Origin of the sequence: Cellulomonas humilata, assembly GCF_030814415.1 — a bacterium.
Classification (GTDB): domain Bacteria; phylum Actinomycetota; class Actinomycetes; order Actinomycetales; family Cellulomonadaceae; genus Cellulomonas; species Cellulomonas humilata_A.
This window is the reverse complement of record NZ_JAUSVB010000002.1, coordinates 990,699-1,013,009: the sequence shown is the minus strand read 5'-3', so window position 1 is coordinate 1,013,009 and position 22,311 is coordinate 990,699. Positions and strand designations below refer to the sequence as shown.

Genomic DNA, 22,311 nt, shown 5'->3' with positions numbered 1-22,311 from the left:
GCCCCAGGGACCGTCGATGGCAATCGGTTGCCATGACTTGTCCTACGACACGGCCCGGGACCGCCGCCGGCGTGCACGCCGCGCCGTGGACTCCCGGACCACCAGCTCTGCGGGCAGGAGCGCCGGCCGCACCTGGGGCGGCGTCCGCGACGACATCCCGGTCAGCAGGGTCTGCACGGCGTACCGGCCGAGCGCGGCCAGCGGTGCCGCGACCGTGGTCAGCGCGGGCGAGCAGAGCTCGGCGCCGAAGATGTCGTCGAACCCGACGACGCTCACGTCCCGGGGCACCCGCACCCCCGCCGCCGCCAGGCCGCGCATCAGGCCGATCGCGACGAGGTCGTTGTAGGCCACGACCGCGGTGACGGCCGACTCGGCGACGACGGCCGCGATCTCCGTCCCCCCGCCGAGCGTCGGCGCCACGGGGCCGAACCGCTGCACCCGCACGTCGAGCGCCTCGGCCGCCTCGCGCATCGCCCGCCAGCGCATGCCGTCCGCCCAGGAGGCCTCCGGACCGGCCACGTACCCGATGCTGCGGTGCTCGAGGTCCACGAGGTGCTCCATCGCCCGGCGGGTCCCGCGGGCGTTGTCGGTGATGACGCTCGGGATGCCGGTCAGCACGCGGTTGAGCACGACGGTCGGCCGCTGCTGCGCCATCACCCGGATCGCCGAGTCCGACATGCGCGACGTGCCCAGCACCACCCCCTCGACGAGGGGCAGCGCGCGTTCGAGCGCCTTGCGCTCCACCGCCGCCGACTCATACACGTCCGCCACGAGCAAGGTGTAGTCGGCCTCGTTCGCCGCGAGCTCGGCCCCACGGATGATCTCGAAGTAGAACGGGTTGGTCACGTCGGACACGACGAGGGCGAGCAGGGACGTCTTCCCCGTGGGCAGCGCCCGGGCCAACGGGTTCGCCCGGTAGCCGATCTCCTCGGCAACCTTGCGGATGCGGGCGGCGGTCTCGGCGTTGACGCGGCCCGGACGGGAGAACGCCCGCGAGACGGTCGACGGTGCGACGCCGCAGGCCTTGGCCACGTCGTAGATCGTCGGCACCCGGTGCTCGTCCACGTCTCGACGGTAGGGACCGCGACAAGTCATGGCAACCGCTTGTCGTCCCGTGATCACGGGTCCTCAATGGTTCTACCGGCCGCTGCGCAGATGCTTCGCCGGCGATGAGAGGAGAGCACCGATGCTTCGTCCCCAGGACACCGCGAGCCGTGAGCGCAAGACCCTGAACGGCTTGTGGGACTTCCGACTCGACGCGACGGGCGCCGGTCGGCGTGAGGGCTGGCACCGTGCCCCGCTGACCGCCGCGCAGGCCATGCCGGTCCCCGCGAGCTACAACGACGTGCTCGTGGGGACCACCGGCCGGGACCACGTCGGCGACGCCTGGTACCAGACCTCGGTCCGGGTGCCGCGCGGCTGGGCCGGTCAGCGGGTGGTGCTGCGGTTCGACTCCGCGACGCACGCCGCGGTGGTGTGGGTCGGCGACACCGAGGTGGCGCGCCACGAGGGCGGGTACACGCCGTTCGAGGCCGACGTCACCGAGCTGGTCTCCCCCGGCGACGAGGTCCGCGTCACCGTGGTGGTGAACAACGAGCTGACCTTCCAGACCATCCCGCCGGGCATCGTGCACGACACCCCGCAGGGCCGTCGGCAGCAGTACTTCCACGACTTCTTCAACTTCGCCGGGCTGCACCGGTCGGTCTGGCTCTACGCGACGCCGACCACCTACGTCGACGACGTCGTCGTGGTCACCGACCTGCAGGGCACCACGGGCGTCGTCGCCTACGACGTGACGGTCGCCGGCAAGGCGCAGCACGCGGTGCGCGTGACGCTGCACGACGCCGACGGTCGCGTCGTGGCCACCGCCGAGGGACCGAGCAACGAGCTGACCATCCCGGACGTGCACCGCTGGGAGCCCGGCGCCGGCTACCTCTACGACGCGCGGGTCGAGCTCCTCGACGCCTCCGGGACGCCGTTCGACAGCTACCACCAGCGCGTGGGCGTCCGGACCGTCGAGGTGCGCGGGACGCAGTTCCTCATCAACGGCGAGCCGTTCTACTTCCAGGGGTTCGGCAAGCACGAGGACACAGCGGTGCGCGGCAAGGGTCACGACGACGCCTACCTGGTGCACGACTTCGAGCTGCTCGACTGGATCGGCGCCAACTCGTTCCGCACGTCGCACTACCCGTACGCCGAGGAGGTCTACGACTACGCGGACCGCAAGGGCATCGTCGTCATCGACGAGGTCGCGGCGGTCGGGCAGAACATGGGGCTGGCCGGCGGGATCTTCGGCGGGCAGAGCTACACCACGTTCTCCCCCGAGACCGTCAACGACGTCAGCCAGGAGGCGCACAAGCAGGCGATCCGTGAGCTGGTCCAGCGCGACAAGAACCACCCGAGCGTCGTGCTCTGGTCGATCGCGAACGAGCCCGAGTCCGACACCGATGCGGCGCGCGCCTACTTCGAGCCGCTCTTCGCGCTCACCCGCGAGCTGGACCGCAGCCGGCCCGTCGGCTTCGTCAACGTGATGCTCGCCCCCCACGGGAGGTGCCAGGTCTCCGAGCTCGGCGACGTCATCATGCTCAACCGCTACTACGGCTGGTACGTGAACACGGGCGACCTGGTCGCCGCGGAGGCGGCCTGGCTGGCCGAGCTGCAGCAATGGGCCACGGACGGCAAGCCGATCATCATCACCGAGTACGGCGCCGACACCGTCGCCGGGGTGCACTCCCTGACCCCGCAGCCGTGGTCCGAGGAGTACCAGGTCGAGTACCTGGAGATGAACCACCGCGTGTTCGATGCGGTCGACGCCGTCGTCGGTGAGCAGGTCTGGAACTTCGCGGACTTCGCCACGTCGTCGACCAGCGTGTTCCGGGTCGACGGAAACAAGAAGGGCGTGTTCACCCGGGACCGCCGCCCGAAGGCCGCCGCGCACGTGCTGCGACGCCGCTGGACCTCCAAGCCGTGACCACCCCCAGCACCGCCGCGTCCGCGCGGCCCGACCGAGGAGTCGACATGACCAGCACCGTCGCTGTCTCCGACCCGATCACCACCCCCAGCACGAGCCCGGCGCCGAAGCTCCGGTTCCGTTCCTACCTCGGCTACGCCGCCGGCGATGCGGGGAACAACCTGGCGTTCTCCATGACGTCGATGTTCCTGCTGCTCTACTACACCGACGTCGTGGGCATCTCGGCCGCGGCCGCGGGGACCCTGTTCCTCGTCGTGCGGGTCTGGGACGCGTTCGCGGACATCTGGGCCGGCCGGCAGGTCGACAAGACGATGACCCGGTGGGGCAAGTTCCGGCCGTTCTTCCTGTTCGGCTCGCTCCCCCTGCTCCTGCTCTCGGTGGCCACCTTCACGGTCCCCGGCGGGCTGGGCGGCACGGGCAAGCTCATCTACGCGTACGTCACCTACGCCGCTCTGGGTCTGGCGTACAGCCTGGTGAACATCCCCTACGGGTCGCTGGCGTCGGCGATGACGCAGGAGCCCGTGGAACGCGCACGACTTGCCAGCTTCCGCACGATGGGGACGGCGGCCACGATCATCGCGCTCGCCTTCATCGTCGCCCCGCAGATCAAGAGCTCGGACAACCTGCAGCAGTCGCTGACCCTGACGACCCTGCTCTTCGTCGTCATCGGCTTCGGCCTCTACATGCTCCTGTTCAGCACGTCGAAGGAGCGCGTCGACCGTGACGTACCCCACGTCAGCCTGCAGCAGAGCCTGGCCACGCTGAAGGGCAACCGGCCGCTGCTCATGCTGTGCCTGAGCGCCCTGTCGTTCCTGGTCGGCATGTTCACGCTCCAGACGGTCCAGGCGTACTACGCCCGGGACGTCCTCGGCGACGCCAACTACTTCATCATCCTGACCGTCGTGAGCACCGGCGTGATGTTCGTCGTCGCCGGCTTCATCCCCCGCATCGTGCGCGCCGTCGGCAAGAAGACGGCGTACATCGTGAGCGGCGGGCTCGCCGTCGTCGCCGCCGTGGGCATCGCCCTGACGCCGTCGACCCTGCCCGTCCTGGCGATCGTGTTCTTCGGCATCTACGGCGTCGGACTCGCCGCTGTGAACACCCTCATGTGGGCGCTGGAGGCCGACACCGTCGAGTACGGCGAGTGGCGGACCGGCGTACGCACGGAGGGCACCACGTACGCGGTCTTCTCCTTCACCCGCAAGCTCGGGCAGGCCGTCGGCGGAGCGGCAGCGGCATACGGGCTCGGCTTCGTCGGGTACGTGGCGCAGCAGGAGGTGCAGAGCCAGGCGACCCAGGACGGCATCCGCTACATCGCCGGTTTCGTCCCAGCGCTGTTCATCCTCATCGGCGTCCTCATCATGGTCGTCTACCCCCTGACCGAGGCCCGGTTCCGGGCGATGGTCGCAGAGACGGCTGCCCGCCGCGCCGCGCGGGAGGACTGAGCCGTGCCGACGCTCACCGCACAGGCCCTGCGCCTGCACCCCGACCGGCTCCTGCCGGCCGAACCGGAGGTCCGGTCGATCGCCCGCCGCCTGTACGACGAGGTGCGCGACCTGCCGATCATCTCCCCGCACGGGCACGTCGAGGCCCGGCTGCTCCTCGAGGACCAGCCCTTTCCGGACCCGACGACCCTTCTGATCACGCCGGACCACTACGTCACCCGCCTGCTCCACGCCTCGGGGGTGCCGCTGGACCGGCTCGGCGTCGGGCAGGGACCGCTCTCCCCCGAGGCCGCCCGGCAGGCGTGGCGCCTGCTGTGCGAGAACTGGTCCGTGTACCGCGGCACCCCGGTCAAGTACTGGCTGGAGAGCGCGCTGGTGGACGTGTTCGGGCTGGCCCTGCGGCCGAGCGCCGAGACGGCCGACGTCCTGTACGACGGGATCGCCGACCAGCTCGCGCAGCCGGCGTTCCGGCCGCGGGCGCTCTTCGACCGGTTCGGGATCGAGGTCCTCGCCACCACCGACGACCCCGCCGACGACCTCGCCGCGCACGCGGCCCTGCGCGCCGACCCGACCTTCGCCGGCCGGGTGGTCCCGACGTTCCGCCCGGACAGGTACCTCGAGGCCGGCCGGCCCGACTGGGCACGTGACGTCCTGCACCTGGGCGCGGTCGCCGGCGTCGACACCGGCTGCTACGCCGGCTGGGTCGCCGCGATGGAGGACCGGCGTACCCACTTCCGGTGCCACGGTGGTGTGTCCACCGACCACAGCCACGAGGACGTCGGGACGGAACCGCTGGACGCCGCCGAGGCCGAGCGCATCTACCACGCAGCCCTCGCCGGGACCGTGGCTCCGGACGAGGCGGCGGCCCTGCGCCGGCACATGCTGCTGGAGATGGCGCGGATGGCGACCGAGGACGGCCTCACCATGACGCTGCACCCCGGGGTGCGCCGAGGCCACCACCGGCCGACAGGCGCGCGGTTCGGCCCGGACACCGGCCACGACCTGCCGCTGCCCGGCGCCTTCACCGACGCCCTCCGGCCGCTGCTCGACCGGTACGGCACTCACCCGAACCTCACGCTCGTGCTCTTCACGCTCGACGAGTCCGTGTTCTCCCGCGAGCTCGCCCCGCTCGCCGGCTTCTACCCGTCGGTCTACGTCGGAGCGCCCTGGTGGTTCCTCGACGCCCCCGACGCGATCCGGCGCTGGCGGTCCGCCGTCTCCGAGACCGCCGGCCTGTCCCGGACCAGCGGGTTCATCGACGACACCCGGGCCATCTGCTCGATCCCGGCCCGCCACGACATGGCGCGACGGCTCGACGCCGGGTACCTGGCCGGCCTCGTGGCCGACCACCGGCTCGACGAGGACGAAGCGGCCGAGGCCGTCGTCGACCTCGTGCGCGGGCGGCCGACCGAGGTGTTCGGGCTGTAGGCGCTCAGCTCGTCGTGGCCGCCGGTACGTCGAGCTTCTGCGAAGCGAGCCACTCCAGCGTCACGTCGGCGACGTCCCGCCATCCTGAGTCGATGGTCAGCGAGTGACCGCGCCCGGCGAACTCGTGGTACTCGGTGATCGAGCCGGGGCTGTCCTCGTACATCTTCGCGACCTCCAGGGTCACCGACTTCGGCACCGTGTGGTCCTCGCTGCCCGACGTCAGCAGCAGCGGTCCGCGGACGGCCAGGTGGGTGTCGATCTTGGCCGGGGACGTGCGCGAGAAGTTCGCCGTGGCGTCCTCGAACAGCGGTCGGCCCGGCCCGGGGATGGTCCACGCCTGGAACAGCGCGTCGGACTCCTCCTCCGTCAGCGTGTTGCCGAAGCTGTAGCGGAACTGCTTGGCCGTCAGCGACACCGTCCGGCGCTTGTTCGCGGGGTTGCCCAGCACGGGGAACCCGGAGCGCAGCTGCGAGAACGGCAGGGTCTTGACGCCCTTGATCGGCGCCGGGTCGATGGCGACCGCCGCGACGGCCAGGTCGTTCGCCAGCAGCTCCTGCGCGATCAGCCCGCCGAAGGAGTGCCCGATGACGATCGGCTTGGCGTCGAGTGTGTCGATGTGGTCGGCGTAGTGGTGGCAGATCTGCTCGATCCCCACGTCGTCGAGCGCGGCAGCGGCGGCCCGGGTCTCGGCGACCGTGTCCGCGTCACCGGGCCAGCCGGGCGCTGTCGGGGAGTACCCGCGCTCGGCGAAGAGCTCGAGCCACGGCGCCCACGCGGACGAGTGGATCCAGAGACCGTGGATGAAGACGACAGGCGTGCCGGACATGAGGCTCCCTAGAGGTCGGTGGTCACAGCTGCTTGGTCAGGCCGCCGTCGATGAGGACGTCGGCGCCGGTGACGTTGCCCGCGCGGTCGCTGGCCAGCAGCAGTACCAGGTCGGCGACCTCCTCGGGCTCGGTGAAGCGGCCGGTCGAGAAGCCGCCCGCCTCCTCGATGATCCGTCGCCTGGCCTCGTCGAACGAGACGCCGAGGCTCGCCGCGACCGTGGCCGCGACGCCGGTCTCCCCCAGCCACAGCGGCGTCGAGACCGGACCAGGGCTGACGGTGTTGAAGCGCAGACCGCGGGGGCCGAACTCCTTCGACAACGACTTGGACAGGTTCCAGACCGCCGCCTTCGTGGCCGAGTAGTCGATGACCCCCGGGTCCGGCAGGTACGCGTTGACCGAGCAGATCGTCACCACGGTGCCGCGGCCCCGGGCCAGGAGCAGCGGGATGGCCGCGCGCGTCGTGCGCACGGCGGCCATCAGGGTCAGGTTGAGGGTGGCGTGCCAGTCGTCGTCGGTGACGTCGAGGAAGCCCGTGGTCCGTGGGGTGACGGCCCCGACGTTGTTGACGACGACGTCCAGCCCACCGAAGTGGGCCGCCCGCGACACCAGCTCCGCGGGAGCGTCGGCGTCGGCGAGATCGATCGCGACCGCGAGGACCTGCCCGGTGTCGGACAGGGCGACGAGCTCGTCGGTGATCGAGCGCGCCCCGGCGACGACCGACACCCCTTCGGCGACGAGCGCCCGCGTGACAGCCAGACCGATGCCCTTGCTCGCGCCCGTGACGACCGCGACCTTGCCCGCCAGATGGAGGTCCACGCACGCGACGCTAGCCCTCGGACGCCGACGCTTCCTGTCCCTGCTGGTCCCCCCCAACGCCCGCCAGCCGCTCCATCGCCGCGGCGCTCGGCGACCCCGGCTCCGCGAAGTAGAGGAACATCGACTGACCGTCCGTGCCGACCAGCGGCAGCCGCAGGAAGGTCAGCCGGAGCTCGCCGACGACAGGGTGGTGCAGGACGTGCACCCCCTCGCCGATGCGGCGCACCTCCTGCCGCTCCCAGAACTCCCGGAAGAGCGGACTGCTGGCCGAGCCGGCGGCAACCAGGGCGTCCAGGCGGGCGTCGCCGGTCCGTGCCTCCGCCGAGATCCGTAGCAGTGCGACAGAGCGAGCGGCCAGCGCCTCCCAGTCGTCGTGGAACCGGTGCTCGGCCGGGTCGGTGAACAGGGAGACGACGCTGTTCACGCCCACGCGGAAGTTCGGGTTGAGCCGTCGTGCCAGGCGGTTCGACGCGAGGACGTCGACGTACCGGCTGTGGACGAGCGCGGCAGTGAGCGGCCACGAGTCGATCAGCCACCGCGTCGCGTCGTGCACGACGTCGGTCTGCTCGGCAGCTGCGGGGTGCTCCGCAGGTCGCGCCAGCGCGTAGAGGTAGTCGGTGGCCACGGCGTCGAGCTGCAGCGCCCGCGCCAGCGCGTCCAGCACCTGGTCGGACGGGCGCGCGTCGCGGCCCTGCTCGAGGCGCAGGTAGTAGTCGGTGCTGACCCCAGCCAGGATGGCGACCTCTTCGCGCCTCAGCCCGGGGACACGACGTGTGCCGACGCTCTCCACCAGCCCCACGTCCCGCGGCTGCAACCGATCACGTCGTGCTCGCAGGTAGTCACCCAGTGGGCCCGCAGCGCTCATAGCGCACCGTAGCGGTCAGGCCGACGCCGGTCCCGACGTCGGCGCTGCGACGGGCTCGCGACCGGCGGACCTGTCCGCGATGTGACGGGCGACGACGGAGGCGTCGGCGCCGACCCCGTTGAGCATCGAGGACGCCAGCGAGTGCTGGAAGAGGAGGCCGAGGAAGTACAGCCCGCTCTCGTCGGTGACGCCGCGCTCGTGCACCGGACGCCCCTGGGCGTCGAGCACGGGCAGCTCGATCCAGCTGTGGTCGGGGTCGAAGCCCGTGCACCAGACGACGGTGGAGACGTCCAGCGTGCGGCCGTCGTCGAGCACCGGGAGCCCGTCCCTGGCGCCGGCGGTCCGGGGCACGCGCTGCACCCCGGCAGCGACCAGGTCGCGCGACTTCACGCGGATCAGGGGCCCGCTGTGGGCGAGCACGTCCGCGCGGGCGCGTCGGCCGATCGGTGTCGTCGTGGTCAGCACGTGGGCGAACGCCCAGAAGACCAGCCGGTTCAGGGGTCGCGCCCACGGCTGCCCGATCCGCCACGGCACCTGCCCCGGGTGCCGACCCGACAGGTGGGTGCGGTGGGTCACCGCCAGCTCGAGGGCGATGTCCGCACCGGAGTTCCCGGCACCGACGACGAGCACGCCGCCGGGGCCGACCTGGTCCGGTCCGCGATAGGAGCCGGCGTCGAGCTGGACGATGTCCGGCCGCAGCTCGCTTGCGAACGCCGGGATGCGCGGCACCCGGTCGAACCCCGTGGCGACGATGACGTTCTGCGCGCGCCACGTCCCGCTGTCCGACTCGACCAGGTAGTCCGCACCCGACCGGGTCACGCGCCGGATGTGCACCCCTGTCCGCACCGGGAGGTCTGCGGCGTACGACTCCAGGTAGTCGGCGAGCTCATCCTTCGACGGCAACGACCACGGGTCACCGGGGAACGGGAGACCCGGGAGCCCGTCGTAGCGAGCCGGCGTGAACAGTCGCAGCGAGTCCCACCGCCGGCGCCAGGATCTCCGATGCGCTCCCCCGCGTCCAGGACCACGTGCGGCAGACCCCGCTCCGACAGCTCGTGGCTGGCCGCGAGTCCCGCCTGACCGCCGCCGACCACCACGGTCTGCACGCTCTCGACGTCCACGTCCGCTCCTTTGCGTCCTGCTAGAGTTTCATCCGAATGGCATTCGGACGAATATCTGGAGGGTAGAGCGGATGCAGCGGGACGTCAACGGTGGGCGGTCCTACCACTCGCCCCGGCGAGCGGAGCAGGCCGCTGCCACCAGGACCGCCGTCGTGAGCGCGGCGCGCGAGCTGTTCCTCAGCGAGGGCTACTCCGGCACCACGATCGCCGCTGTCGCCGCGCGCGCACACGTGGCGGTCGACACGGTCTACGCCGCCGTGGGACGCAAACCGGCTCTCCTGCGCGAGGTCGTGGAGACCTCCATCTCGGGCACCGACCACGCCGTGCCGGCCCGAGAACGCGACTACGTCGTGCGCATCCGGGAGGCGACCGGTGTCCGGGCCAAGATCCTCATCTACGCCGACGCTGTCGCCCAGATCCAAGGCCGCCTCGGACCTGTCTACCTCGCCCTGCGGGAGGCGGCGTCGACCGACCAGGACTGCCGGGAGCTGTGGGAGACCATCTCGTCGCGACGGGCCGCCAACATGCGCGCCTTCGTCGCGGACCTGCGTGTGACGGGCGAGCTGCGTACCGACCTGTCCGACGACGAGATGGCAGACATCGTCTGGAGCATGAACGGGCCGGAGCACTGGGCGCTCCTCGTGCACGAGCGGGGCTGGACCTCCGAACGCTTCGGGTCGTGGCTCGCCGACGCCTGGACCCGAATCCTCACCGTCGCCGGGTGACGTCTCAGAAGCGGTACGCCGTCTGCCCGTGACCGCCGCCGAACGCGAGGACCTTGGTCGGCGCGACCCGGTACACCCAGGCACCCTCGGAGCCACCGCCGGTGTCGCTGCGCTCGACGAAGCCCTCGCCGCGCACGTCGAACGCCCAGTCGTCGCCGTACTTGGCGAGCCAGGCGTCCGCCAGCGACTGCAGCGCCTCCGGCTCGGTGACGCGCACCGCCTCACCTTCGAGCACCAGCTCGACCCCGCTGTCCCACCCGCCGGAACCTGTGCTCCCGGTGGTCACCGCCACGTGCGGGTTGCCGTCGAGGTTGCGCAGCTTCTGCTCGTGCGGGCCGGTGCAGAAGGCGAACGCGCCGTCGTGCCAGACGCCCACCAGCGGGACGGCGTGCGGGCGCCCGTCGGTGCGGACGGTGACGATCCAGTAGAGGCCGGCGTCCGAGAGCCGGCGCTCGATGTCGGTCCACGGCGGCGCGGTCGCCGTGGCGTCGCCGTAGCGGGGGTCGATCACCCCGGTGGGTCCTGCCTCACTCATGTGTTCCTCCTCCTCCTGCGACCCGGAGCCAGACGACCCCGTGCGCCGGGACGGTGAGCCCCCCGCGCAGGTCGACGACGTCGCCTGCGAGCAGGTCCTCGGCCGACGCGGGCAGACCCGAGAGCGTCGTGGCGTCCACGTGCTGCGGGTCGTCGGCCACGTTGGCGACGACCAGCACCAGGGTGCCCGGTCCCGGGCGCTGATAGGCGACCAGGTGCGGGTTGTGGGTGTCGAACGTGATGAGGTCGTTCCCCGCGAGCTCGGGCGTGCGGCGGCGGACCTCGACGAGGTGCCGCAGGCGCGCGAAGATCCGGCCGGCGTCCGTGGACGGGTCGGTCCGCTGCGCGTACCGGGTCGCCGGGTACCGGGGCCGGTTCACCCAGCGGCTGTCCTCGCCATGACCCGGCTCGTCGAGGGCGCCGTAGTCGTTGAGCTGGCCGACCTCGTCGCCGAGGTACAGCAGCGGCATGCCTCCGGTGGACAGCACGATCGCGTGCGCCAGCACGATCCGGTCGACGGCGCCGGCGTCCCCGGCCTCCAGGCCCGCGAGCGACGCCGTCGTGCCCGCGATCCGGCAGTCCCCCGTGCGCGGGTTGTCCTGGAACGGCACGCCGCGCGCGAACGACCCGGGAAACCGGTCGACGTAGAACCGGTTGAGGAACCGGCGGTGCGCGGCGGCGTCGATGCCGAGCTCGGCGGCGTCCTCGTCGGCGAAGGTCCACCCGATGTCGTCGTGGCTGCGCACGTAGCCGACCCAGGAGGTCCCGGCCGGCAGCGCGTGCCTGCGCTCGAGCGCCTGCTGGAGCAGGCGTCCGTCGCGCGTCGCCAGCGCGCTCCAGACCAGGGCCATCTTCAGCGGGTCGTAGGAGAGCTGGCACTCGTCGACGCTGATGTACTCGATCACCTCGTCCGGGTGGACGATCGCCTCCGACTTGAACAGCACGGCCGGTGCGGCGATCCGGCAGACCGCGTTGAACGCCTGCAGGAGGAGGTGGGCCTGCGGCAGCGACTCGCACGACGTGCCGAGCTGCTTCCAGATGAACGCGACGGCGTCCATCCGCAGGATGTCCACGCCCTGGTTCGCGAGGAACAGCATCTCCGCCGCCATGGCCCGGAACACCGCAGGGTTGGCGTAGTTGAGGTCCCACTGGAACGAGTGGAACGTCGCCCACACCCACCGCTCTCCGAGCCCGTCGGGCGTCGGGACGGGCACGAACGAGCCGGGGTGGTCGTCGGGGAAGATCTCCCGCACGGTGCGCTCGTACGCGTCCGGCATGGTCCGGTCGGGGAAGAACCAGTAGAAGGCCTCGTGCTCCGGGTCGCCGGCGCGTGCTGCCTGGGCCCACGCGTGCTCGTCGGACGTGTGGTTGAAGATGAAGTCGACGACGAGCGCGATCCCGTGCGCCCGCAGCTCGGCCGCCAGGTCCCGCAGCTCCGCCATCGTGCCGAGCGACGGGTCGACCGCCCGATAGCTCGACACCGCGTAGCCGCCGTCCGAATTCTCCTCCGGCGCCTCGAACAGCGGCATGAGGTGCAGGTACGTCAGGCCGAGCTCCTCGAGGTACGGGATCTGGCGACGGACCCCCTCCAGGTCGCCCGCGTAGCGGTCCACGTACAGGACACCGCCGAGCATCCGCTGCGACATGAACCAGGTCGGGTCCGCCTCGCGCGCGGCATCGAGCGCGTGCAGGTCGGCGGGTCGCTCCTGCCAGCTGGTCGCCAGCAGCTCCGCGAGCAGCGCCAGCTCGCGCGTCGTGGCCTCCCCCGGCCCGTACACCTCCTCGAGGAGGTGGACGAGTCGTCCGAAGTGCCGGTCGAAGCGCCCCAGCACCGTGGCCCACTGCTCGTCGGTGGTCCCAAGCATGCGCGCGGCGGCGACGGCGTCCACGGCGGCGCTCGGCACCGCGCCCCCCGGCGGGGTGCTCTCGAGGCGGGCTCCACGTCGGCTGGTCACTCTCGCAGACTCACCCGCACGACCACCCGCGTCAACCGGGGAGGCGCATCTGAGCACCGGGTGCTGCGGACTAAGGTGTGGCGGGTCCGGGAATGGGGAGGCGAGGAACCGTGCCACGGTTGACGAGTGCCGATGTCGCACGGGAGAGCGGAGTCTCGCGCACGACCGTCAGCTACGTCCTGAACGGCAAGACCGGCGTCACCATCCCGGAGACCACCCGGCAGCGCGTCCGCGACGCCGCCGCCCGCCTGGGCTACACGCCGTCCGCTGCCGCCCGCGCCCTGCGCTCCGGCCGCAGCGACCTCGTCCTGTGCGTCCTGCCCAACTGGACGATCGGTCCGGTCATCGACACGCTGCTCGACCACCTGACCACGAGGCTGGCCGACCGTGGCCTGTCCGTCCTTGTCCACCAGTCGCGAGGTCCGCGTCCGCTCTCCGAGCTGTGGCGGGCCGTCACGCCGCGCGTCGTGCTCGGCCTCGCGCCGTTCGCGGAGGAGGACGAGCGGGCGATGCGCCAGGCCGGCATCGTGGTCGTGGGCAGCGCACTGGACGAGATCACTCACCCTGGGACGTTCTCGGTCCCGCAGACCCAGATCGGGCGGCTCCAGCTCGAGCACCTGGCCGAGCGCGGCCACCGCGTCGTCGGGTACGCCTCCCCGAGCGACGACCGGCTGGCCGCGTTCGCGGACCGCCGCCTCGCCGGCGTCGGGCAGGGGTGCGAGCAGCTCGGCCTTCCCGCACCGCAGGTCCAGGTGGTCGACCTCGACGTGACGTCCGCGGTCGCCGCCGTGCGGGCCTGGCGCGCCGGTGCCGAGCCCGTGACCGCGGTCGCTGCGTACAACGACGAGGTGGCGCTCGCGGTCCTGTCCGGGCTGCGCGCCGAGGGGCTGCGCACGCCGCAGGACGTGGCCGTCATCGGGGTCGACGACATCCCCGCCGCACGCCTCGCGGCACCGGCGCTCACCACGATCTGGCAGGCCATCGACGCGCAGGCCCGCTACCTCGCGGATGCCGTCCTGGCCGCGCTGGACGACAGCGTGGACCCGCCGGCCCAGCCGGACGACGTCTTCCACGTGATCGCCCGCGACTCGACGTGACGCGCCGCGGCCCGGCAGCGTGGAGATGCTGCCGGGCCGCGGAGGTCGTCCGCTAGCTGAACGTGAACCAGTTGATGTTCATGAAGTCGGCCGGCTGCCCCGAGTCGAACGTCAGGTACACCGTGTGGGTGCCGGTGGTCGGCTGGATGTTCGCCGGGATCGTCCGCCAGCTCTGCCAGCCGCCCGTGTTGGCGATGGCGAAGCTGCCGATCGACGGGCCGGTGAGGCTGTCGAGCCGCACGTTGACCAGCCCGCTGACGCCTCCGGCCGCCCCGGACGCGACCCGGGCGCTGAACGTCCTGCGCTCGGTGCTCCCGAAGCTGACGTTGTCGAACCGGAGGTGGTCACCGTTGGCGATCCAGGCGACGTTCTGCCCGCCGTCGGTGTCCGAAGTCGTCTCCTTCGCGACCCCCGCCATGCCGGACCAGGCCTCCGCCTGGATCCGGGAGGTGGCGTCGATGCCCGTCGACCCCGCCGAGGTGGTGACGTTCACCGCGCTGCTCGCTGCGGACCGGTTGCCCGCCGCGTCGTACGCCCGCACGGTGAACGCGTAGGCCGTGGAGGGAGACAGGCCCGTCGCCGTGTACGTCCGGCTCGCGGTCGAGCCGATGACGGTGCCACCTCGCAGGACCTCGTATCCGGTGACCGCCACGTTGTCCGTGGACGCCGACCACGCCAGGGTGGTCGCCGACGACGTCGTGCCCGACGCGGCCAGCCCGGACGGGGTCGACGGTGGCGTCGTGTCGCCGGTGGCCGCCGACGTCGTCACGGAGAGCGGCGCGCTGCTCGACGAGCGGTTGCCCGCAGCGTCGAGGGCACGGACCGTGAACGAGTAGGTCGTCGAGGCCGACAGGCCGGTTGCTGCGTAGGTGGTGCCCGTCGCGGTGGCGACGACCGACCCGTTGCGGAGCACCTCGTACCCCGTCACGCCCACGTTGTCGGTCGACGCCGTCCAGGACAGGTTGGTCGACGTCGCCGTCGTGCCCGATGCCGTCAGGTACGCCGGCGTCGTGGGTGCCGTCGTGTCCGAGGGCATCGTGGTGTTCGAGCTGGCCACGGAGCGAGCCGGGACGGCCAGCGTGACGCCGTTGGAGAAGGTGACGGTGATCGCCGACCCGCTCATGTTCGCCGCCTGGTAGGTCCGGACGCCGTTCTTCACGAAGACCGCATGCAGCGGGGTGTTCGCCGTGACGGACCGGTCGACCGTGCCGAGCCCGGACAGGCTCTTGAGCCAGTAGAACGTGTGCGCCCGCGACTCCCCCTCCTCGACCGTGTACGAACCGGCCTGCGAACGGAACTGCGCCAGCGCCGTCGGGGCGTCGGCCAGCGCCTGGAACTCCCAGACGATGTCCTGCCAGACCGTCGCGGGACCGCCGTTGTTGCGTTCGAGCTCGGCGATGTTGCGGCTGATGTACGACGGGTTGTAGCCCAGGTACAGGTGGCCCGCGGTGCTCGGCAGGAGGTTGATGCCCTGGATCATCTCCGGCTCGGCGCTGAACCACGTCGAGTAGGAGCCGCCGTCGCCCCAGACCATCCCGACCGTGGAGTGCCCGAACGCGGCCGGGAAGGCCTCGTCGTCGGTGTCGAACCAGTAGTTCTCGATGGCGGACGCCTGCGTCGTGTAGAGGTAGATGCCCAGGTCACGGACCGCCGTGTTGCCGGTCACCTGACCCCACTGGATGAGTCCGCTGGCGAAGTTCATGCCCTCCGACGACGACTCCTGGTTGTTGCCTGCCGCGAACGCACCGTGCCCGGCGGCCCAGTCGTGACCCGCGTAGATGTCGAAGTCGCGCAGGAACGGGAACCGGGTGTCGGTGCGGTCCCAGTTGGCCGCGTCCTTGATGACGGTGTTGACCATGCCGCCGTACGCGGACTCCGCCGCCCATGCGGGGTCGAACTGCGCGACCGTGGCGGCCCCCACCACGTAGTAGCCGTAGTGGAAGTGGTGGTCGTTGAGGTCGGTGTCCGAGCCGTAGGAGGCCGGGTAGCCGATCAGGGTCCCCCACGACGGGTTGTACCAGAACGACCGGGTGGTCTCCCCGGGCGACGCCGTCATCCAGTCCGTGAGCCGCGTCCGCATCGCGCCGACGAGGGTGTCGCGGGCGGCCGTGTTGCCGGTCAGGTTGGCCATGTGGGCGACCTGCGCGGCACGCCCGAGCGCCTTGCCCGTCCAGTAGGTGTCCTCACCGAAGCCGGCGAAGGGGTCGCCCGACGCCACCTGGGAGACGTAGCCGCTGAGCTGCGTGGCGTCGGCCGAGCCGGCGGCGAAGCCGGTGTTCGCCAGCTGCGGGAGCACGCCGTTGAACGTCGTCACCGTCTGGAACTGCGAGCTGCCGATCACGACCCGCATCGGTCCGCGCGGGGAGGTGTACGAGTAGCTGCTCAGCGTGGCGCCCGCGAGGTTGTCGCGCTGGTGCGGGTACAGGGCGTAGACGGTGCCGGTGCCGGAGCCCTGACGTGCCGTCGTGGTGAACGCGTAGGTCGCGGTCATCTTGGCGGTGGACTCGTTGTAGGACCACGAGACCTTGGTGCCGGTCACGTGGTTGTGCGCGTACGGCGCGTAGGCGCTCAGCGCGGCGGCACGGTCGGCGTTGCTGCTGCTCGGCGTGGTGGGCAGGACGGCGACGGAGAAGAAGGTCCCGCCGTTCAGCGACGAGCTGATCGTGCTGCCGGAGACCGACCACGTCGATCCCGTCGGGCCGAACGCGGCGTAGTCGTGGCCGTTGATCGTGTAGCCGATCGCCGCGTTGGCGTTGCTCCACACCGTCGGCGCGGCCGCACCCGTGAGGGTCGCGTTGCCGCCGGTCTTCGTCGCGTAGACGAACGGCAGGCCATGACCGAACGTGGTGCGCAGGCTGCTGCTGCCGTTGGTCCAGAGCTCGCTGACGGTCCAGTCGGAGTAGTTGTCGACCTTGCCGTCGGCGTCGAGCCCCGCGATCCCCAGCCGGAAGTCCTCGGCGTAGTTGTAGTGGTACTCCCCCACCCCCGTGGCGGTCCCGGAGATGCTCGCCGTCGTCGGGTAGCTCACCCCGAGCCCGTTGGTGAACGCATGGAACGCGAGCGGGTGCGCCATGAGGTTCTCGGAGACCGACGCGCAGTTGAACTTGCGCCACAGCAGCGAGGTCCACCAGTCGTTCGTCGGGATGGCGCCGGCCGGGAAGTTCGACGTCACGTGCGCCCGCGGGTTGGTGATCGGGGTGTTGTTGCACTCCGTGGGAACCGCGCCGCCCGTGGGGGTTCCTTCCGCGTAGCTGCCTGATCCGACCGTCACCGCCTCGGCCCGGGGCGCGGGCAGGGCGATCGCCTGCACCAGGTACGCCAGCAGGGCGCCGACCGCCACCATCGCGACGAGGCGGCGACGGTCCAGAGGGCGCGAGGAGATGGGTCGTTGGTGAGCAGACATCCTGCTGTCTCCGTTCAGGTACGGCACGGCGCACCGACCGGAGGGTCGACGACGACGGGCCCGAGGGCGCGATGGTCCGGCCGCAGGTCGACGGCCGGTCTGGCGTGCGGGCCGTCAGGTCCGGCGCGACGCTGCGCCGGGCCTGGTCGGCCCTGGGCTGACGGCGTCAGCCCGGTGCAGTACGTGCGGGTGGGATGCCCGCAGTGAGCCGACCGGGGCACGGGGACCGTGTGCTGGCCGAGGGGTGGATGTCGAGCCGACCTGGGAGACGCGCCCTCGCCGATGAGGGGCGGATTGACCCGGTGACTCGTGTCACTCCTTGGCTCACCTTCTGCCGGAGCGGGTGAAAAGTCAAGTGTTGAATCACCTGAGACAGCGCCGGTACGACTCCGGCCCTGGCCCGCAGGCAGCACGACGGCGCCCGCCCCGAGTGTTCGGGACGGGCGCCGTCGTGCTGTTGTCAGCCGGCCGCTGCGATGAAGGCCAGCATCGCCGAGCGCGAGCTGCCGTCGTCGACCGCGACGTCCGGAAGGCTCGTCGCCTCCTGCCAGGCCGCCGCCGCGTCGTCCGGGCCGGCCAGCGCCCGGTACATCAGCAGGTAGCCGCCGAACTGCACGCCGTACCCGCCCGGGGTCGCCTCGTCGACCGACGCCCGGATCTGCTCCGGGTCCACGTCCAGCGCGATCGAGGTCTGCACCGGGCCCATCGGGATGAGCTGGATGCCGAGGATCGCGTTGGGCTCGGGGCTGAACCACGTGGCGTAGTCCCGCTTGCCGCCCCAGTTGAGCGACACCATCGTGTGCTCGAAGCCGTCGAACTCCTCGAGGTCCGGCGCCGTCCAGTAGGTGCGGGCGGTGAGGGCCTCGGTGGACGCGAGCCAGGTGGCCTCGGTCCCGAGCTCCGGCTGGTCCGACGCCTGCGCCCACAGACCCAGGCCGTTCCAGGCGGTGACCGCCTCCGACGACGACTCCTGGTTGTTCCCGTCCGCGAACGGCGAGGTCCCCGACGCCCACGAGTGGCCGGCGTACGGGTCGAACGACCGCAGCTGCGGCAGCTCGGTCGACGCCTGCGCCGCCGCGACGTCCTGCGCGAGCAGGTTCATCACGGGTGCGAGCTCGTCCGCGAGGGCCGGGTCGTCCTTCGCGAGCAGGCCCGCCGCGGCCAGGAAGTAGCCGTAGTGGAAGTGGTGGTCGTTGAGCTCGTCCGAGCCGAAGGACGGCGTGAGGCCGATGGCCGACCGAGCCGCCTCGTCGTAGACCACGCACCGGGCGTCGCGACGCGTGCACCCGTCGACCTCCGCCCACTCCCGCAGGGCGTCGGTGGTCGTGGTCCGCAGGTCGGCCACGACGTCCGGCACGCCCAGCTGCTCGCCCAGCACGACGAGCGACGCCGCGCGGTTCAGCGCCTTGCCGCCGAAGTACGTGTCGGACGGGAACGCCGGGGTGGCCGCGACGTCGGCCTCGAGCGCGTCGACGATGGCCGCGCGCTGGTCGTCGGAGATGCCGTCCAGGTCCAGCTGTCCGGCCGCGGGGAGCGCCGGCGCGAAGGACGTCAGCTGCGACCCGGCACACAGCTCCAGGTCGCCGTAGACGCTCGGGTAGGCACCCAGGCCACAGTCCTCGCGCTCCGGCTGGTCGCCGGTGCGGTGGTGCGGCATGAGCACGTACGCCGTCGGCGAGCCACCGGCCGTGCGGTACGTGAGCGTGGTCCGGGCGACCTGGTCGTCCACGCCGTAGCTCACGTCGACACCGGTGACCGGGTCGGCCGCGGCCGTACGCAGGGCGGTCGCCGCCGCGTCCGTCGCGTCCGGCGGCAGCGCGTACCAGGTGGCGGTCGCTCCCGCGCTCAGCGTCGTCGAGCCGCCGTCGGTCGTCCCGCCGACGAGCCCCCACTGCGAGGAGCCCGCATCAGCGGTCGCCGCGCCGTCGTCGCCCGGTGCGAACGCACCGCCGGCGACGGTCGAGCCGAGCGTGAGGTCCTGCTCGGCCGTGAGGCTGACGAACGGCGAGCCCGCCGCCAGCACCACGTGGCCGAGCACCGCACCCGACGCGTCGAGCAGGTCGACGGTCACGCTCACCGGGTCCGCGGCGCTGACCTGGGCAGAGGCTGCGCCGGCGTCCACGGTCACGGCCGGCACGTGCGGCGCGATGATCACCTTCGCGTCCACGGTGGGCGTCGGCAGCCCGAGCGTGAAGCCCGAGTCCGTGAGCCCGAACGAGAGCGGCTCGGCGAACACCGGCTGCGGCTGGTCGCCGAACACGAGGCCGCTGTACCAGCGGTTGCTGGGCGGCACCACACCGGGCGCGAGGCGCACCGGGTCGATCTTGGCGACGGACTCGGCGGGGACGGCCGCGACGAGCGCCGCCGTGTCCACCTCCGGGAGCGCCGCGTCGGGCGGCCCGCTGACGTCCACGACGGGAGCCGATCCGGCGCCCTCGACCTCGGCAGGCGCCGGGTCCTCGTCCTCCCAAGGGGCGACGATCACGAGCACCGCTCCCAGCGCCACGACGACCGCGGCAGCGGCCGCGATCACCCACCAGCGGCGACGGGACGCGGGCGGGGGTCGCACCTCGGTCAGGGGTCCTGTGGTTCGAGTCGTCATCGGAAGAGTCCTCCCAGATAGGTCTTCACCGAGGCCGCGGTCCGCGTCACCACCCCGTCGTTGTCCAGCTGCAGCTCGGCGGTCACGGGAGTGCCGGCCGACACCAGGCCGTTCTGCGCACCGTCGACGAGCGCGCTGCCCGCCAAGGTGAGGACCGCCTGGGCGCTGCCCGCGATGGTCTCGACCTTCACCTCCGACACGTGGAGGGTGATGGTGCGCTGGTTCGGCAGCACGACTGTCGCCGTGGCGTCGTCAGCCACCCGTGCGTACTCCTTCGGGGTCAGCGTGTACTCGGCCTGCACGTACAGCGTGTCCGCCCGCTGCACGGTCGCCAGCTGCGTGGCGGACTGGACGAACGTGCCGCGCTCGGAGGCGATCTCGGTCACGACACCGTCGCCCGTGGCTAGGACGACGAGCCGGCCTTCGGCGTCGATCTGGGTCGCCTCCGTCGACGTGCGTGCGAAGCCGTTCTTCACGTCGTACTGGAGCGTCGCCGAGTCGATGACGAAGAGCTGCTGGCCCGTCGTCACCTCGTCACCGACGTCGACGAGCTGGTCGACGACCAGACCCGAGTAGGGCGTGCCGACGCCGTAGGACTTGGCGAGGATCTGCGCGGAGTCGCTCACGGCGACCCCACGGGTCTCGTTGAGCTGGTAGGTCGCCAGGGCGGCGATGACGAGCACGACGAGCATGCTCGCGAGCAGTCGGATGCGGCTGGTCCAGGTCATGCTGCACCTCCGGGAAGTGCGGTGGCGGGGACGGTCGCACGGGTGGTTCGAGCGGCGCGCTTCTGCGCCTTGATGGTGGCTCGGGCGCGGTGGCCTTCCTTCCAGGCGGTGACGACGAAGCCTCCGAGGATCAGGGTGTTGGTGGCGTTCCACGCGACCGCGAGGCTCCCGTACCCGTTGCCCATGTCCTTCCAGAGACCGACCACGGTGGTGATGAGCAGGAACTGGAAGAACAGGACCTGCGGGACCATGAACGCGAAGGGCGAGCGGTACGCGCCCTTCTGCCCGGTCACGTGCCACTTCTGGTCCTTCTTGAAGATGGCGTTGATCAGTGCCCGCGTGTAGATCGGGAACGACACCGCGGCGAGCAGGAGCACCTGCCACCGGAACGAGCCGAGCGTGTAGAAGGCCACCAGGATCTGCATCACGTAGAACCCTGCGTAGTACAGCGCCCAGGTGAGCGGCGTGATGGTGAGGTTCATGGGCGTGAGGTTGAAGTAGATCTGCAGGGGCGGCACCAGGATCAGCAGGAGCGGCGCGATGCCGGTCAGGTAGTGCGTCGAGGTGACCAGGTACTGCAGCCGCTGGTCCATGGTGAGGTTGCGCTTCGGCGCCAGCGGGTTGTGGGTGAGCATGATCTCGAAGCCGCCCGTCGCCCAGCGCAGCTGCTGCTTGGTGTAGGCCTCGACGGTCTCGGGGGTGTCCCCGACGGCGAGCTCGGTCGGGATGTAGACCGTCCGCCAGCCCTTCTCGTGCAGCATCAGCGACGTCCAGACGTCCTCCGACTTGGAGTCGGAGTAGATGCCGCCCACCGAGTCCGCCGCGGATCGTCGGTAGATGACGTTGGTGCCCACCGAGAACGCCGCGTTGAACCGGTTCCGGCCGGGCTGGATGAACTTGTAGAACACCGACTGCATGTAGCCGGCGCCCTTGGAGATGACGGTGTCGAGGTTGCCGTACACCTGCGGCGTCTGCACGAAGGCGACGTCGTCGGTGGCGAAGAACGGCACGGTCTCGTGCAGGAACTGCGGCAGCGGCACGAAGTCGGCGTCGAAGATGACGAAGAAGTCACCCTTGGCGATCGACAGCGCGTGGTTGATGTTGCCGGCCTTGGCGCCGTTGCTCGACAGCCGCCGGACGTACCGCGCACCGAGCTCGGCGGTGAGGTCGCGGACCTCGTCGGACCGGCCGTCGTCGAGCACCCACGTCTCGTGCTTGCCCTGCATCGCGACCGCGGCGGTGACCGTCCGCCGGATGGTGTCGAGATCCTCGCCGTACGTCGTGATGAAGACGTCGACCGTGATGGGCCACTCCTGCAGGTACATGCGCCACGCCCGCGGGTCCTTCTCGGTGTTGTCGCGGATGATCTCGCCGAGGTCGTACAGCCGGTCCTGGGCGTGGTGGAACGCGAACCCGCGGGGATCGTGCCCGCTGGACAGGACGGTCCACATCGCCAGCAGGGCGTGCGCCACGAGGACGGACTCCGCGACGATCACGAGCGTGTACGGCAGCCAGTCGCCCCGGTTGGCCGGGTTGAGCAGGAAGACCGCGTAGATGATGACGCCGGCGCAGGCCAGCAGGACGAGCAGCATGAGTGACGGGCTCTGGGCGGACTGGTTCTCCCCAGCCCTCGTGGGCTTGATCCTGACCTGGTCGGATCGGCGTGGTTCGAGCAGAAGCTTGTCGAACGTCGTGGCCATGTTTTCGCGCCCCCTTCGGTCGTCCAGTCGGACGGCCGGATGGGCTCACGGGCCCACCTGACCGGTGTGACAGCGACGTTGGCGCCAGATGCAC

General features: G+C 71.3%; 17 protein-coding genes. 5 read left to right on the top strand and 12 right to left on the bottom strand.

The features are described from left to right. Positions 1–42: 42 nt before the first annotated feature. A complete protein-coding gene (locus J2X26_RS10585) occupies positions 43–1,065 on the bottom strand; it encodes a LacI family DNA-binding transcriptional regulator (protein ID WP_307492064.1) in 1,023 nt (340 codons plus the stop codon). 121 nt (positions 1,066–1,186) lie between these two features. Between J2X26_RS10585 and uidA the strand changes: the two genes are divergently transcribed. The 3 genes from uidA to uxaC are packed head-to-tail and all read left to right on the top strand — an operon-like array spanning position 1,187 to position 5,844. After that, the gene (uidA, locus tag J2X26_RS10580; protein WP_307492062.1) at positions 1,187–2,971 is read left to right on the top strand and encodes a beta-glucuronidase; all 1,785 of its coding nucleotides are present in this window, start codon (positions 1,187–1,189) and stop codon (positions 2,969–2,971) included. Between the two features lie 47 nt (positions 2,972–3,018). Continuing rightward, on the top strand, positions 3,019–4,416 hold the full coding sequence (uidB, locus tag J2X26_RS10575) for a glucuronide transporter (protein WP_307492060.1): 1,398 nt from the start codon (positions 3,019–3,021) through the stop codon (positions 4,414–4,416). Between the two features lie 3 nt (positions 4,417–4,419). Beyond that, positions 4,420–5,844, top strand: coding sequence for a glucuronate isomerase (gene uxaC, locus J2X26_RS10570; protein WP_307492058.1), 1,425 nt, complete (start codon positions 4,420–4,422; stop codon positions 5,842–5,844). 4 nt (positions 5,845–5,848) lie between these two features. Here the strand turns inward: uxaC and J2X26_RS10565 are convergent, their stop codons facing one another. From J2X26_RS10565 to J2X26_RS10545, 5 genes are read right to left on the bottom strand one after another with little or no spacing between them, the layout of a single operon-like run. Then, positions 5,849–6,670: an alpha/beta hydrolase gene (locus J2X26_RS10565; protein WP_307492057.1), complete on the bottom strand. Its 822-nt coding sequence runs from the start codon at positions 6,668–6,670 to the stop codon at positions 5,849–5,851. A 22-nt stretch (positions 6,671–6,692) separates the two neighbouring features. Further along, on the bottom strand, positions 6,693–7,487 hold the full coding sequence (locus J2X26_RS10560) for an SDR family NAD(P)-dependent oxidoreductase (RefSeq protein WP_307492056.1): 795 nt from the start codon (positions 7,485–7,487) through the stop codon (positions 6,693–6,695). A 10-nt stretch (positions 7,488–7,497) separates the two neighbouring features. Then, positions 7,498–8,352, bottom strand: a complete 855-nt coding sequence (locus tag J2X26_RS10555) for a helix-turn-helix transcriptional regulator (RefSeq protein WP_307492055.1) — start codon at positions 8,350–8,352, stop codon at positions 7,498–7,500. A 15-nt stretch (positions 8,353–8,367) separates the two neighbouring features. Next, positions 8,368–9,255 carry an NAD(P)-binding domain-containing protein gene (locus tag J2X26_RS10550; protein ID WP_307492054.1) on the bottom strand — a complete coding sequence of 296 codons (888 nt, stop codon included), beginning with the start codon at positions 9,253–9,255 and terminating at the stop codon, positions 8,368–8,370. After that, a complete protein-coding gene (locus J2X26_RS10545; RefSeq protein WP_307492255.1) occupies positions 9,168–9,446 on the bottom strand; it encodes an NAD(P)-binding protein in 279 nt (92 codons plus the stop codon). Before J2X26_RS10545 ends, J2X26_RS10550 begins: the two co-directional genes overlap by 88 nt. Positions 9,447–9,544: 98 nt before the next feature. On the opposite strand from J2X26_RS10545, the gene J2X26_RS10540 reads away from it, so the two are divergent. Next, positions 9,545–10,198, top strand: a complete 654-nt coding sequence (locus tag J2X26_RS10540) for a TetR/AcrR family transcriptional regulator (RefSeq protein ID WP_307492052.1) — start codon at positions 9,545–9,547, stop codon at positions 10,196–10,198. Between the two features lie 4 nt (positions 10,199–10,202). On the opposite strand, the gene J2X26_RS10535 is transcribed toward J2X26_RS10540, so the two are convergent. Together J2X26_RS10535 and J2X26_RS10530 are read right to left on the bottom strand one after the other, a co-directional pair. Further along, positions 10,203–10,733, bottom strand: coding sequence for a pyridoxamine 5'-phosphate oxidase family protein (locus J2X26_RS10535; protein WP_307492051.1), 531 nt, complete (start codon positions 10,731–10,733; stop codon positions 10,203–10,205). Beyond that, positions 10,726–12,597 carry an alpha-amylase family glycosyl hydrolase gene (locus tag J2X26_RS10530; protein ID WP_307492253.1) on the bottom strand — a complete coding sequence of 624 codons (1,872 nt, stop codon included), beginning with the start codon at positions 12,595–12,597 and terminating at the stop codon, positions 10,726–10,728. The genes J2X26_RS10535 and J2X26_RS10530 overlap by 8 nt, the downstream gene beginning before the upstream one ends. Positions 12,598–12,797: 200 nt before the next feature. Between J2X26_RS10530 and J2X26_RS10525 the strand changes: the two genes are divergently transcribed. Beyond that, positions 12,798–13,784, top strand: a complete 987-nt coding sequence (locus J2X26_RS10525) for a LacI family DNA-binding transcriptional regulator (RefSeq protein WP_307492050.1) — start codon at positions 12,798–12,800, stop codon at positions 13,782–13,784. A gap of 52 nt (positions 13,785–13,836) precedes the next feature. Here J2X26_RS10525 and J2X26_RS10520 read toward each other — a convergent pair whose 3' ends face one another. From J2X26_RS10520 to J2X26_RS10505, 4 genes are all read right to left on the bottom strand, one after another. Then, on the bottom strand, positions 13,837–17,187 hold the full coding sequence (locus J2X26_RS10520) for a glycosyl hydrolase (protein ID WP_307492048.1): 3,351 nt from the start codon (positions 17,185–17,187) through the stop codon (positions 13,837–13,839). 460 nt (positions 17,188–17,647) lie between these two features. Next, positions 17,648–19,789 carry a glycosyl hydrolase gene (locus J2X26_RS10515; protein WP_307492045.1) on the bottom strand — a complete coding sequence of 714 codons (2,142 nt, stop codon included), beginning with the start codon at positions 19,787–19,789 and terminating at the stop codon, positions 17,648–17,650. Next, on the bottom strand, positions 19,786–20,517 hold the full coding sequence (locus tag J2X26_RS10510; RefSeq protein ID WP_307492043.1) for an HlyD family efflux transporter periplasmic adaptor subunit: 732 nt from the start codon (positions 20,515–20,517) through the stop codon (positions 19,786–19,788). Before J2X26_RS10510 ends, J2X26_RS10515 begins: the two co-directional genes overlap by 4 nt. Continuing rightward, on the bottom strand, positions 20,514–22,217 hold the full coding sequence (locus J2X26_RS10505; RefSeq protein WP_307492041.1) for a glycosyltransferase family 2 protein: 1,704 nt from the start codon (positions 22,215–22,217) through the stop codon (positions 20,514–20,516). Before J2X26_RS10505 ends, J2X26_RS10510 begins: the two co-directional genes overlap by 4 nt. Positions 22,218–22,311 lie beyond the last annotated feature (94 nt).